The sequence below is a fragment of the Xanthomonas sp. F1 genome (assembly GCF_014199855.1).
In genome coordinates, this window is sequence record NZ_JACHOK010000004.1 from 1 (window position 1) to 14,350 (window position 14,350).

Below are 14,350 nucleotides of genomic sequence, written 5' to 3' on the forward strand. Positions count from 1 at the left end.
CAGCAGGTGTGCCAGCGGTTGGCCATCGGCACTGGTGGCGAAGACGGTGCGCAAGGCGGCATGCCGTTGGAGCAGGGCGTCCAGGGCACGGCGCAAGGCGAGCGGGTCGAGGTCGCCGCGCAGGCGCAGCGCACCGGGCATGTGGTAGGCGGTGCCGGTGCCTTCGAGCTGGGCCAGGAACCACAGGCGCTGCTGGGCGAAGGACAGCGGCAGCGTGTCGCCGTGGTGGACCGGGACGATGGCCGGCAACGCCGCCGTGGCGACGCCGGTCTGGTGGCGGGTGACGGCTTGTGCCAGTTCGCGTAGCGTCGGGTGGGCGAAGACCTCGGCCAACGACAGGCGCACGCCGCAGGCCGCCTCGATGCGGCTGAGCAGGCGCACGGCGAGCAGGGAGTTGCCGCCGAGGGCGAAGAACTGGTCGTGGCGGCCGATCCGTTCGCGCCCCAGCAACCGGCACCAGGCCTCGGCGAGGAGGGCCTCGGTGCCAGGATGCGGCGGCGCATAGGCATGCCGGGCGAAGGCGTCGTCCTGCGGCGCGGGCAAGGCCTTGCGGTCGAGCTTGCCGTTGGCGCTCAGCGGCAGGGCAGGCAGGCACACGAACGCGGCCGGCACCATGTAGTCGGGCAAAGTGCGGGCCAGGAACGGGCGCAAGGTGGTGACCAGCGCATCGCTGGGCGCATCGGCGGAGGTCTCGCGCGGGACGACATAGGCGACCAGGCGCATGTGCGCCGCCTCTCCCAGAGCCAGCACGACGGTGCTGTGCACGGCAGGATGTTCGGCGATGCGCGCCTCGATCTCGCCCAGTTCGATGCGGAAGCCGCGCAGCTTGACCTGGTGGTCGATGCGGCCGAGGAACTCGATGGCGCCATCGGCGCGATAGCGCGCCAGATCGCCGGTCCGGTACAGACGTGCCTCAGGATCGGCGGCGAAGGGATCGGGGAGGAAGCGCTCGGCGGTGAGCTGGGGGCGGTTCAAATACCCTCTGGCCACGCCGACGCCGCCGATATGCAGTTCGCCGACGGCGCCGAGCGGCACCGGTTGGCCGTTGCCGTCGAGCAGGTAGATCGTGGTGTTGGCGATGGGACGGCCGATCGGCACGCTCTCCCCGGCGAAGGCGGGCGGGCAGGTCCAGGCGGTCACATCGATCGCCGCTTCGGTAGGGCCGTAGAGGTTGTGGAGGGCGGTCCAGGGCAGGCGCCGTTGGGCCAGGCGCACGCTGCTGGCGGGCAGGGCCTCGCCGCTGCAGATCAGGTGGCGCAGCGTGGTGCAGCGTTCGACGCCGGCGGCTTGCAGGAACAGGGCCAGCATGGAAGGCACGAAATGCGCGGTGGTCACGCCGTGGTGCACGAACAGTGCGGCCAGGGCATCGGGATCCTTGTGCGCCCCCGGCGGCGCCAGGGCCAGGGTGGCCCCGTTCAGCAGCGGCCAGAAGAACTCCCAGACCGACACGTCGAAGCCGAAGGGGGTCTTCTGCACGACGACGTCGCGGGCGTCGAGGCGATAGGCCTGCTGCATCCAGACCAGGCGGTTGACGAGGGCGCGGTGCTCGTTCTGGGCGCCCTTGGGGGTTCCGGTGGACCCGGAGGTGTAGATGACGTAGGCCAGGTGGCGGGCGTGCAGGCCGAGGGCGTGCGGATCCGGATCGGTGTGCGGCTGCTGGTGCCAGGCCGGATGCGGCTGGTCCAGGTCCAGCACGTGGCGGTTCGCCATCGCCTCGGCGCCGAGGGCGACGCGGCCGGCGGCGTCGACCAGCAGCAGGGCCGGATCGGCATCGTCGAGGATCTGCTGCAGGCGAGCGGCGGGATAGTCCGGATCCAGCGGCACGTAGGCGCCGCCGGCCTTGAGGATGGCGAGCAGGCCCACGACCATGGCGAAGGAGCGCTGCACGCACAGGGCGACCAGGCCATCGGGGCGCAGGCCCTGGGCGATGAGGTGGTGCGCGAGCTGGTTGGCTTGCGCGTTGAGTGCGGCGTAGCTGAGCGTGTGCGTGTCCAGGACCAGGGCGGTGGCGTGCGGGCTGCGCTGCACCTGCGCCTCGAACAACTGATGCAGGCAGCGATCGTCGGGATAGGGCGCCGCGGTCTGGTTCCAGGTCTCCAGCAACAGCTGGCGTTCCTGCGGCGCCAGCAGGTCGATGCGGGACAGCGGCTGGTCCGGCGCGTGTACGCTCGCCTCGAGCACGCGGACCAGCGCATCTGCCATGCGCTCCATCGAGGCATCCTCGAAGAGGCTGCGGTTGAAGCGCCAATCCACGACCAATCCCGTATCCGACGCAACGGCGTCCACCTGCAGGTCGAACTTCACTGGAGCGCCGCGGTTGTCCAGTGCCTCGACCTCCGCGCCAGGCAGGTGCAACCCGGCGCGCTGCTGTGTTTGCAGCGCCAGGAAAATCTGCACCAACGGCGTGTAAGCCGGGCTGCGCCCCGAGCACAAGGCGTCGACCAGGGTGTCGAAGGGTACGTCACGATGCTGCAGCGCCTCGATCACCGCTTCCCGGCTGAGCGCCAGGGTATCGGCGAACGTCACGTTGCCGCGCACTGGCACGCGCAGTACCAACGTATTGACGAACAAGCCGACGACCGTTTCCAGCTCCTTGCGTTGCCTGCCGCTGACGGGGAACCCCAGGGTGATGTCGTCCTCGTTGCTGTAAGCAGACAGGACAATGGCCAGTGCCGCATGCAGATACATGAAAAGCGTGGCGTTGCTGGATTGGCACAGCGTCTGCGCGGCCTGCAGCCAGCGCTGCGGCAGAATCCGGCGGACGGTGCCGCCGTCGTTGATCTGGACCGCAGGTCGCGGTTTGTCCAGCGGCAGGCTGTGCAACGTCGGCAAATCAGCCAGCTTTGCTTTCCAATAGTCGAGCTGCGCCAACTGTTCGATGCCCTGCGCCTGCCGGTTGCTCCATGCTGCGTAGTCGATGTAGTGAAGGGGCGGTACCGGCAGTGCAGGCTGCGTGCCGGTGGAAAGGGCCGTATAGAGCGCGCTGATCTCGCGCTCGAGAATGCCGATGGACCACTCGTCCCCTGCGATGTGGTGAATGTTCAGCAGCAGCATCCAGTTGCCGCTGCCGAGGTCACTGCAGGTGGCGCGAAGCAGCGGGCCGGCGGCAAGGTCGAAACGCCAATGGTTCTCGCGCTGCAGCACGCGCTGCAGCGCATGCTCGGCTTCAACGGGTGTGACCGTGGAGAGATCGATGTGCTCGAATGCCACACGCCCGATGGGCTGCACGCATTGCCGCAGCTCGCCGTCTTCCTCGGCAAAGACGGTCCTCAGGGCCTCGTGGCGCACCACCAGCGTGTCCAGCGCGGCCCGCATGCACGCGACATCGAAACTGCCGTGCACGCGGTAGGCGCCGACCATGTTGTATGCGCCATTCTCCTCCTCCAGCATGTGGAGCAGCCACATGCGGCGTTGCGCGGTGGATGCCGGAGCCGATGTCCTGGCTTCCGGGGCCAGGGCCGGGATGCCCGCGACATGCCGCGCCTCCGAATTGTTCAGCTGTTGCAGGATGTCCTGCTTGTGCCGGCGCAAAGCATCCAGCAGTGCACGATCCGGAGGGGGGCCATCGAAGTGGACGCGCAGATCGCCGTTGTTCTCGGCTAGACGGACACCGCGGCGAACGCATTCGCTCAGGAGATCGTGAATGTTCATGTGCGCGCAGACGTCCGTTCCAAAGAAAAAGGGTTCATGGCGGGCTGGCGGCTGCCTGGCATGCTGCCGCGTTCCACCCATACTTCATCGGTCGGAGTGTTGTGGGTGGTGGATGCAATCGCGCCGTTGTCGAACTTCAGCACTTTGTCGGCGAGATGAAAGTAACGCTCGTCGTGAGTGACCACGATCGAGGTCTTGCCCAACTTCTTCAGTCCTGGAAGGAAGCTGCCGTAGAAGAACTCGCGGAACTCCACATCCTGGTCCGCGGCCCATTCGTCGAAGACGTAGATCTCCGATTGCTCGAAGTAGGCGATCAGCAGCGCCAGACGCTTGCGCTGGCCATAGGACAGCCTGGTGGTCGACAGGCGTCCACGCTCGACGCTGACCTTGTCGGAGAGATGCAGCCTGTCCAGCCAGGCTCGCACCTGCTCCGGCTCAATCTCCTGGCCGCGCTTGGCCACCAGCGTTTCGAACAGGTAGTAATCCTGGAAAATTGCAGAGAAGTACTGGAAATGCGCCCGCTGGTCGGCCAGTTGCACGCCATTGATCAGTACGTCGCCTGCATGGTGCTCGTACAGTCCGGTGAGCAGCTTTGCCGCGGTGGTCTTGCCGCTTCCGTTGCCGCCGACGAAGTAGACGATCTCGCCGCGCGCGATGTCCAGGTCCAGCGGGCCGACACTGAATCCGGGGCATTCTCCGTCCGGAGTGTCATGGCGGAACGATAGGCCTCTCGCCGATAGCGACTGGAATGGTTCCATCGCCAAGGGGGGAGAGGACGCGGTATCCGTGGCGTCGAGTCTGAGCGTATGCAGGTGCGCGATGGCCGCCTTGGCCGCATGCACGGTGCGGAACGAATTGATGAGTACCGTCAGTGGGCCGACGATGTAGAAAATGGTCAGCACGAAGGTCACCACCGGTTCGCGGTCCGTTACGCCGATGTGCGAGGACAGGAACAGCAGGGTGCCGACCCCGATGAAGATGATTGCGCTCGCCCAACTATTGGATATGTTGAGGAACAGCTCTGCGGTCTTGGTGGCGTCCTTGTATTTCTGGGCGAATCCCTCGAGTTCATCCCGGAGCAACCAGTCCTCCCGGTCCCGGTTCAGCTTGAGTTCCTTGCTGCCGTCGATGACCGCCTCGTAGCACTTGAACAGATCGTTCTCGACCTTGCGGCGCAACTGGAAGCGCGCCTCCGCCCGGTCGGCGATGACGACCTTGGCTACGTAGAGGCCGATGACGAGGAGTACGAAGAAGACCAGGAACAGCCGGGAGGAGATGAGGGCGAGATAGACCAGGCACGCCAGCACCACTGTGATGTTGAACACGTAGTTCGGTAGCGCGACGAGGAAGTCGTGCAACGCAGGGACGTCGCGGGTGAGCGCGGCGTACAGCCGATGCCGTCCGATGGCTTCGATCCTGCGAACCGACAGGTGGCTGATGGCCTGCACCAGCTTGTGCCGGAGGCCATGCAGCATGTTGGCGCTGAGCCGCGACAGCGCGACCTGGGAGACCAGGCCGAACCCGACCATCAGCAGCAATGCGCCCGCAAACTCGACGATTGCGTCCGGTGCGGCGGCAGTGGCGCGCATGTCGCGGCCAACCAGGGCCAACAGCCAGATATTGGCTGCGCCGGCGGCGATGCTGATCGCGCTGGCGAGCGCGATTTGCGGCTTGCTCTGCTTGACGACGTCCAACACCATGGCTTGATAGTCCGTCCTGCGCGCGCTCAAAGATCGATGAAGGTGTCCGATGCCGCTTCCTGGAGATCGCATGCCGCGTGTCGCACGCGTTCCAGTTCCAGTTGCTGGATCAGCAAGCGGCTTTGTGCGGCAATCGTGGGGTTGGAGAACAGCAGCGGCAGGTCGATGCGCAGCGCGAACTCGCGTTCGATGGACGAGGCGAGCTTGAGCAACAGCAAGGAGTCGCCACCTCTCGAAAGAAAGTTCTCGTCAATGCCGATGCCTTCCTGCTGCAGCGTGTCCTGCCACAGCATGCCCAGACGCTGTTCGGTGTCATTGCCGGGTGCCGCGTCGGTAGCCGCACGGTGTGGTGCGGAGCCTGGCGCCGGCAATGCATTGCGGTCCACCTTGCCATTGGGGGTCAACGGCAGCGTGGAGAGTGGTATAAAGCGCGATGGCAGCATATGTGCCGGCAGGCGCATGGCCAGGAATCTGGCGAGATCGTCCAGCACCTCGGACGTGGTGGGAGCTGCGTTGTCCTCGCCCGCCGACGCGACGACGACATAGGCCAGCAGGATCCTGCCTTCGGCGGCCCCCGCCGTGCCGTGGCCGACCACGACGCATTCGCTGACCGCCGGATGCTCCAGCAGACAGGCTTCGACTTCCCCCGGCTCGACCCGGTAGCCGCGGATCTTCTCCTGGTTGTCCTTGCGTCCCCTGTACTGCAGGCGGCCATCGCTGGTCCAGCGCGCCAGGTCGCCGGTCCGATAGACGCGGGTGTCGGCGTGGGGGTTGAACACGAACCGCTCCGCCGTAGGGGCCGGTTGGTTCAGATAGCCCCTGGACAGGCCGGCGCCGGCGATATGGAGCTCGCCGACCATGCCGGTCGGAAGCGGATCGCCTGCCTCGTCCAGAACGTAGACTTGCGTGTTGTGGATAGGCCTTCCTATGGAGGCATCCCCGCCCTTGCTGCGCAGACACACTGTGGAATAGGTCGTACTTTCGGACGGGCCGTAGAGGTCGTAGACCTTCACGTCCGCAAGCTGCGCATAAAGCGCGTCCACCAACTCCTGCTGCAGCAGTTCGCCGGCCAGGTTGAGGCAGCGCACAGAGGCGGGAATGGCTTCGGCATCGAGCAGTACTCGGATGGCCGATGGAACCGTATTGATCAGCGAGAGGCCGTCGAACTGCTGGTCCCTGAGCGCGAGTACATTCTCTGCCAGAACAACGCGGCCACCGCTGGCGAGCGGCACGAAGAGTTCGAATACCGACAGGTCGAAGCAGATCGATGTCGCAGCGAGCACCGCGGACAACTCGCTGGCCGAATAGTGCGCGAGTGCCCATTGGATGAACGCGGCGGCATTGCGATGCTCGATCAGGACGCCCTTGGGTCGCCCTGTCGAGCCGGAAGTGTAGATGACGTAGGCCACTTCCCGTGCGGACAGCCGGGTCGTCGCGCGTGACGGATTCACAGCTGTGCGATCGTCCCGCCCGGCCTTCGCGCAAGGGAGGTCCGTACGGATTGCTGTCCTGCCGAGATCACCCAGGGCCTGGGCACCCATCGCGTCGGCGAGCAGGATCGCGGGGCGCGCATCGTCGAGAATGTGCCGTATCCGCGATGGTGGATAGGCAGGGTCGATCGGCACATAGGCAGCGCCGGATTTCAGCACGGCCAGCAACGCGATCACCAGTTCCAGCGATCTGCCGTGGCACACACCCACCATGTGACCAGGGCCGGCGTCTTGCTCGATCAGCCGGGCGGCCAGCTGATTGGCCCGGCTGTTGAGTTCGGTGTAAGTGAGCGTGGAACGGCTGCACACCACGGCAATGGCCTCGGGTGTGCGCTTGGTCTGCTCTTCGAAGAAATCGTGGATGCAGGCGCCCGCGCGCAACGCGACGTTGGCGCCTTGCCAAGCGCTGAACTGATTCTGCCATTCCTCCGCAAGCAGGAGCCGGTACGAAGCGACACGCTGCCTGCCATCGGCGGCGACCTGGTGCAGGACGTACACCAGCCTGTCGAGCATGGTCTGCGCGGCGGCCTCGTCGAAATGGCCGAGCGCATAGTCAAGATGCAGCCGTACGTGTTGGTTGCCGTAGTCGCAAAGTACGAAGGTCAGTGGGACGCGCTCCCACGAGTGCGACATGTAATGCGTTTCCACCGGCTCGCCGTGGATCTGGAAATCGAAATCCAACTTCTGGTAGTTGAAGGCGATTTCGTATGGGAGTTCGTCGCTGGTGCCGTGATCTTCGCGAAGGGCCCTGACCAGGTCGCCGAGCGGGAAGCGGCCATGGCGATAGTCCTGCCGCAGCACCGAGGCCACGTATTCGACCAATTGGATGAAGGAGATGCCGGGCTGGGCGGCGAACCGATGCATGTTGACGTTGACGATGGAACCGATGGTGTCCTTGTCGTCCGCGTTGCGTCGGTTGTGCACAGGCGAACCGATGATGAGATCCGTACGCTGGTGCGACCTTGAAAAATAGAGGTACAACGCTGCATGCATCACCGCGACCAGATCGGCCTTCGCGTTGGCCGCCAGTTCCCGCAACGAGGTGAGCAACGCCGCATCCAGCACTGCACTGACACGTCTGCTGCCAATTGCTGCCGGCGCGTGTGAAAGCGGGAACAGGGCATCCCTTGCGCCAGTGTGGCGCGACAGCCAATGTTCGCGGCTGCGCAGATACTGTGGGCTGCCGCGATAGCCGGATTGGCGCAACATGTGATCGACGAAGGAGCGGGGCGGATGGGCGGGCACTCCTTCAGGCCCGGCCTCTCCCGATGCCGCATACATCCCCAGAAAGCGGCGCATCTGCAAGGCGAACCCCCAGCCATCCATGATGAGGTGATGCGCTTTGGAGAAGTACCAGTGTTCGTCGGATGCCAGTCGCAGCAACGCATCTTCGAATACGTCCGATGCGATGTCGGTGAACGCCGTCGCCATGCGTTCCTCGATCCAGGCCAGCGCTGCCGTCGCGGTGGCGATATCCACGATGCGCAGTTCGGTCTGGCGCTGGTCGCTGAGAAACGGCGTGCAACGGCCCTCGATTTCGCGGAAACGCAGGCGATAGGCATCGTTTTCCTGCAGCAGGCGGGTGCGTGCATGCCGAAAGCGGCCAAGATCCAATTCGCCGCGATAGACCTGATAGCCTCCGATATTGTTCACCACCTTCCCGAAGAGTCGTCCCTCCAGGTAGATGTCCTGCTGCGCCGGTGTCAATTCGAGAACCATGTGCTTTATCCAGTCGCTTCCATCGCCATACGGTGATGCCTGGCGTGCGACGCGGCCCACGCCGCCGTCGTACGCTTGCCTTGCTGGTGGTGCCGGATATGGATCGGGAGCGCCTTTTTCGGATCAGAGAGTGACGTTGCTGATGACGACGCTTTGGTCGCCGTCCTGGTAAGGCACGGCGTCGCTGTCCCTGACATTCGCCAGCGCGCTGGCTGGTTTGGCCAGGGGTGAGAATGACTTGACCAGCACGGTCGACGGTCGCTTGCTGGCCATCGCGAGGGTGAGCTGCATGCCGTTGCACGATCTGCCACGGCAATTGAGGACCTTGTAGTTGCCATAGCTGGAGAGGCTGCCCGCATAGTCCATCCGCTGGCCTCCGGTTTCGATCGAGTGCAGTCCCATCGCCTGAGGGAAGAACAGGCCTACGCGCCGTATCGAGGCATCCGCATCGATGCGAATGGTCGTGGTCCTTCCGGTCACGGTTTGCTCTGTTCGCAGCACGGTCACGTTTGCCGGGCTCAGCGACATGGATGCCACGGGTGCAGCAAGATAGGTCTCGCCGGACTCGGGGAAGATGGGTTTCATGGAGGCCGTACCCATCGCGCGGGCCACAGCGAGTGGTGGGGATGCGCTCGACGAGACCAGATGGGCGTCGCCGTCGGCGCTCTGTACATAGAGGATGTTCACCGCCTGCGGCTGCTCTGTGTCGTAGGCGGAGGCGCTTATCGAAAAGAAGGCGCTTCCGGCAACGACCAACAGCATCGCGACGCCGCCGTAGCGCAGGGTCCTGGAGGGCGTGCCGGTCGGCATCGATGGTGCAAGGAATGAGGCAGCCAGACCGATGAGCACGCCCATGCCGACAGCGCCGATTGCCTCATTGAATCCGAGCAGCATTTCGAAAAGGAATGTCGCGTTCAGCAAGATCGCGAACGCCACGGATGCCGGCAGCAACAGAACCAGGGGCGACGCCTTGCGCAATCGTGGGGCAATGAGGAGCAGCAGCGCCGCGGCGGACAGCGCGATGGAGGGAAGGATGAACAGGTAGCTGATGCCGGGAAGGAACAGGGCCGTCAGCACGCCAGCCGCCAGCCACGCGTATCCCATGCCGATCCAGCTCCCCTCGGGGTTGCTCCAGCGCCTGAGCGTGCGTTGCGTGGCCAGTGTCGCCACTAGCACGCACGTCCATAGCAGCAGCCGGTTGGCTGCGGTATCGCTGTGCCATGGCGGATCGCGCCCACTGGCCAGGGACAAGGCGGTCGTCAGCAAGTAGCCCACCAGGCCGCCCGTCATGGCACAGGCGACGACCAGCAAGAACCCGGTCGGGATACTGGCCCAGGCAATGGGCAGCCGCAGTGCCAGGCGCCAGTGGCAGAATGCGAAGATGCCGAGCAACGCGATGGCAAGACCGGCGCCGGCGTTTGCCGGCCATCCAACCATGCCCATTCCCATGATGTCGGTGTACACCCGGCGGCCCATCGCCTCCGGTGCGGGAATGTCGCGATCCAGCAGCGAGATCAGCAGTCCGTAGACGTGGTCGCCTTGTTGCTGAAGACTGCCGCGATTCAGCGACTGCAGATTGTCACGTGGCGTGTGGTAGTAGGCCATGTGATCGCCATAGGCGAAGTTGACGCCCTGCATGCCGTGCGATTTGAAGATCGTCAGGTCGGTGTCGTTGGGCAGAAGCGCATATGCCGTGTTGAGCAGGGAATTGGCAAGCGGCCGTACGGAACTGGCGGCGAATGCATCAACCAGCCAGCCGCTGGTGCTGCCGGTTTCGAATAATGCGCTTTGTCCGGACGTGCCTCGTGCCTCGATGTTGATCGCCACTGCGAGACGGGCGGCGAGCGGGGACTGGGTGGCGAATGCGTGCGCACCCAGCAATCCGGCTTCTTCGCCGTCCGTGAACAGGAAGCGAACGCTGTTCCTGCTCGCAGGACGTTGTGCAAGCATGCGCGCCGTCTCAAGCAGGATTGACACGCCCGCACCGTCGTCGCTCGCCCCGGGGCCGGCATCCACCGAGTCGTAATGCGCAGATAGCAGCAGCGTCTGGCCCTCTGCCGATCCCTTGCGCAACGCGGTGATGTTCTCCACTTTGGCGCAGACGTATACCCGAAGCTTGCGGCAGGATGTGGCTTGTTGGACATCCGGCTGATAGCCGTATGCGCGCAGCGTGTCGAGAATCCGCTGGCGTACTTTGTCGTTTTCTTCGCTATCGACAGGATGTGGCAGTTGCTGCGGCAGGATGCGCGTCAATACATCGAAGGCACGATGGGCGGAAAAGCGGTCCGCGTCGGTCGTTGTTGCCGGAGAAATCGGCTCAAGACGCCACTTCGCGAGCGCCGAGAAGATGATGAAGAGGCTGACTGAGATAATGAATGTGATATTCGTTAATTTCCCATTTCCTTTGGGGTCTGCCTGAACATTTGGTTGCGTCAAGGCCGTACTCCATGTGATGCAACTTAATGCGATGTGTTGCAGGAACTGCATTTCTCCAACGCGCCGCTCTGGTTGCGTTGCAGCATGCAGGACGTGCAGTTGTCGGTGAAGTTGCGGCGACGGCGGCGTCGGCGTGGCGATAGGCGCGAACTCTATGCATTTCTGCGTTTTTTTTGGTAGACAATTTCCAGTTCTGTTTGATTTCAGCGTCGCATTTCGTGTGGTCGCGCACTGTTTGCAAGTGGGCAGGAAAATGCAGTCGAACGGTCATATTTTCGGTTTAGAAGTGTCTCCGTAAAGCTGCGCTGGATTGAGCGGCGTATCGCAGAATCTGCGTTGACAGTGCGAATCTGCCGAGAGTAGGATCGGTTCCTCGCTGAAGGGGGTGGCCCTGATTTTTTCAGCGAGTGCATATTCGACGCATTCGCGCTGCTGCGGCGATCGCAGCGGCTTGCCGGCAGAGACCGCAGCTTCCTTGAGGTTTCTGTCCCGACGTCAACGGCCATTGATAGGCGGTGAGAAGAATGGAAAGTGCAGCTACGACGTTGTATTACTCCGCTCCCCTCACCCCGGGAGGAAGGGTGGACAACTGGCAATGCGACGCGGCCACGCGTCCGCCGGAAGTCATCTGCAACTTCCGGACAGTCGGGATCGAGCTCGGGGTAAACGATCTACGAACCGCGCCCGATCTGAATCCGACCTTGGATGGCTGGGGTTTCCAGAAATTCGACGTCCCCACTGCAGTGGATCAAAAGGATTTTCTGGAGTATGGAAATGCGTCGATCGAAGCTTACATCCAGGAAACCAAGGATCTACTGAAGAGCGTGCTTGGTGCGGATGATGTCGTGCATTTCGATACATGCATCCGTCAGAAAGATACGGAATCGGCCGTCAAGCTGGTCAACAATCCGTTCGTCGGGCCGTATCAGCGCGTGCACGTTGACCAGAACCCGACCAGTGCCCAGGCGCGGCTCGATCATCATGCCAGCCACGCGCGCCATGTCAGTCGGTTTCAGATCATCAACGTCTGGCGAGCGTTCGTCGAGCCGGTCAAGAACTTTCCGCTCGCGTTGCTTGATTACCGTACGGTGGATCCGGTGGAGGATCTGGTGGTTACGCGCAGGATTCTTCCGGAATGGATGCATGAGCGCTGGGTGCAGGATCGCGAAGGATTTTCGCTCAAGCACAGCGACGCACATCGCTGGTATCACTGGAGCGGGCTGAGACCGGAAGAAGTCATCTTGTTCAAATGTCACGACAGCGCCAGCAGGAGTCTGCTCGCATCGCATGGCAGTCTCTCGGCGGAAAGCGATAGCGGCTTGCGCGACATCGCTGGGGTGTGCCCGCATACCGCCTTCTTCAATGCGCAGGGACCGGCCACCGGTCACCTGCGTAGTTCGGCCGACCTGCGGTTTCTGGTGCTTTACAACTAGTGTCGCAGGGGGCCACGCCGATAGATTTCCACCGCTTTTCATGTCCGGGTCACTGATCATCGTTTCAGGGAGATTGGCAATGACGAACGAAGAAGAACAGGTTGAATCGGTGGCGAAGCTCTACGCGAAGGCGACCGAAAACGATTGGCGCACGGTCCAGTCTTCTGCGCAGCAAGTGCCTGTCGCGTCGGGTGAAGAGCCGGTCGGCGAGCAGGCGGCTGCCGAAGCGCCATCGTCGGCGAGTCCGATGACGACGGCCGAGACGGTCAAGCTGATGAACGTCGCTCGCTCGATTCTCGTGAACGAGAATGGCAGCGTCGGCTAGGCATGGATGCGCGATCGACGCCGTAGTGCCGCCCTGGTCTTCAGGGCGGCTTTTTTGAAGGAGGAGTCACGGGCTGTGCTGCGTACACGAGGTCTCGGTGCGCTCGTCCTTTCCGGATTTTCAGGTGGTGCCAGAAAAATGGGGCGTCCAGTTCATGCGGCACGACGGCGATCTGCTTGATGCATCGCAGTCTGGCTCGATCCAGGCCCTGCATGCATTTCACAGTGCGCTTCTTCCTGGAACGATCGCGAACGCGCTCGATACGCCATTTTATCGCGCACACTGGTCGGAATGCTCGCTACCGCATGGTGGGCGCGACAGCCTGGCAGAGTTGCCGCTGGTCGAGAAGGATCACATCCGTGCGGCCGGCGATGCAGCGAGGAATCGCGCAGGGGTCATCTGCGACGACGTCTTCACCACGGGGACGACCGGAAACCCGCTGATCACGGTGCGCAGCGACCGCGAGCAGGCGTTCATTGCCGACTTCTTCGCGAGGGTGCTGCGCGATCGCCCGCCGGCGCCGTTGTTGCGGGGGCTGGAGTTCAAGAACCCTTATCACGGCCACCTCGTCCGGGTGCCAGGAGCCGCGCATTATCATCGTGTCAGCGTATTCGATGCCGGGAGTTTCGAGTACGGGCGGGTCACTCTCCTGCACAGCCACAACGACGCCAACGTGGATGCGCGCTGCTCGGTGCTGATGGGCCTGGAACGCTGCTTGCGAGCGTTCACTCTGGACACGTTGCGAACCTATCCGGGTGGATTCCCCGCCACGGCGCTTCGCCTGGTGGTTTCTTACTCGCAGTATCTGACGCAGGCCTGGCGCCGCAGGCTGCAGGATACTTGGGGGGCGCCGGTCGTCGACCGTTTCGGCGTCAGCGAGGTGTTTGGCGGTGCCAGCCAGTGCCTGGCCTGTGGTTGGTACCACTTCGAGCCGTTCGTCATCGCGGAAGTGATCGGGGCTGAAAGCGGCAAGCCCATGTCCAGCGGGCGGGGGCTGCTTGCCTTGACCGCGCTGTATCCCTTTCAACAGGCGCAGCCGCTGATCCGATACTTGACTGGAGATCTCGTCGACGTGACGCATACTTCCTCGTGCCGCCCGGGGACGACGGCGATAAAGCCGCTCGGTCGTGCGCGATACGGCGTGCCCAAGCCTGGCACTGATGGTTGGCTGGTCACTCCTGCGTCCGTGCTTGAGGCAGTGGACGAAGTGCCGGAGATCCAACGCACTGCACGCTTCGCCGGCATTGAGCAGGTACGCGATCCTCATGCAGTCGGTCATCCGAAATTTCGGACCCGCTGGTCGCAGCAGGGGGGCGTCGTGGCAGTCAAGGTCGAGGTGGCGTTTTGCGATGGATTATCCGAACGCCGGCGCTCCGACGTCCTTGCCGACATCCGATGCGCGGTCTTGCGCTGCAACAAGGCCTTGGCGGAAGCGCTTCAAGACAACGCTGCGACGCTCGATGTCGACGCATGCGACGGTATCGAGGAGGGCGATCTGATTGCGCAGGCGCATTCGGGTGGAGTATGGAGCGCGGCATGATGCCAATCGAACCGCACGACGTCTCCGGGTTTGGGGCGGCGTCTTCGCGGAATTCC

General features: G+C 63.5%; 7 protein-coding genes. 3 read left to right on the forward strand and 4 right to left on the reverse strand.

The features are described from left to right. From GGR71_RS10785 to GGR71_RS10800, 4 genes are all read right to left on the reverse strand, one after another. Positions 1-3,732, reverse strand: a 3,732-nt coding sequence (locus GGR71_RS10785) for an amino acid adenylation domain-containing protein (RefSeq protein WP_456362612.1), incomplete at its 3' end; no start/stop codon positions are given. Further along, complete coding sequence (locus GGR71_RS10790) at positions 3,648-5,351, reverse strand: cyclic peptide export ABC transporter (protein WP_160958423.1); 1,704 nt, start codon at positions 5,349-5,351, stop codon at positions 3,648-3,650. The genes GGR71_RS10790 and GGR71_RS10785, both read right to left, overlap by 85 nt. A 26-nt stretch (positions 5,352-5,377) precedes the next feature. Beyond that, positions 5,378-8,560 carry a non-ribosomal peptide synthetase gene (locus tag GGR71_RS10795; RefSeq protein ID WP_160958426.1) on the reverse strand — a complete coding sequence of 1,061 codons (3,183 nt, stop codon included), beginning with the start codon at positions 8,558-8,560 and terminating at the stop codon, positions 5,378-5,380. Between the two features lie 123 nt (positions 8,561-8,683). Continuing rightward, the gene (locus tag GGR71_RS10800; protein WP_160958429.1) at positions 8,684-10,996 is read right to left on the reverse strand and encodes a M28 family peptidase; all 2,313 of its coding nucleotides are present in this window, start codon (positions 10,994-10,996) and stop codon (positions 8,684-8,686) included. A 524-nt stretch (positions 10,997-11,520) separates the two neighbouring features. Between GGR71_RS10800 and GGR71_RS10805 the strand changes: the two genes are divergently transcribed. The 3 genes from GGR71_RS10805 (at position 11,521) to GGR71_RS10815 (ending at position 14,294) form a co-directional block, all read left to right on the forward strand. Continuing rightward, complete coding sequence (locus GGR71_RS10805) at positions 11,521-12,429, forward strand: CmcJ/NvfI family oxidoreductase (protein WP_160958431.1); 909 nt, start codon at positions 11,521-11,523, stop codon at positions 12,427-12,429. A 79-nt stretch (positions 12,430-12,508) separates the two neighbouring features. Continuing rightward, positions 12,509-12,754: a hypothetical protein gene (locus GGR71_RS10810; protein ID WP_160958433.1), complete on the forward strand. Its 246-nt coding sequence runs from the start codon at positions 12,509-12,511 to the stop codon at positions 12,752-12,754. Positions 12,755-12,851: 97 nt separating this feature from the next. Further along, positions 12,852-14,294, forward strand: a complete 1,443-nt coding sequence (locus GGR71_RS10815; protein ID WP_160958435.1) for a phenylacetate--CoA ligase family protein — start codon at positions 12,852-12,854, stop codon at positions 14,292-14,294. The last annotated feature ends 56 nt before the right edge of the window (positions 14,295-14,350 follow it).

Bases quoted from the DNA above. Each gene is read 5' to 3' on its own strand.
- GGR71_RS10805 (WP_160958431.1), top strand. From the start codon at position 11,521: ATGGAAAGTGCAGCTACGACGTTGTATTACTCCGCTCCCCTCACCCCG.
- GGR71_RS10795 (WP_160958426.1), bottom strand. From the start codon at position 8,560: ATGGTTCTCGAATTGACACCGGCGCAGCAGGACATCTACCTGGAGGGA.
- GGR71_RS10790 (WP_160958423.1), bottom strand. From the start codon at position 5,351: ATGGTGTTGGACGTCGTCAAGCAGAGCAAGCCGCAAATCGCGCTCGCC.
- GGR71_RS10810 (WP_160958433.1), top strand. From the start codon at position 12,509: ATGACGAACGAAGAAGAACAGGTTGAATCGGTGGCGAAGCTCTACGCG.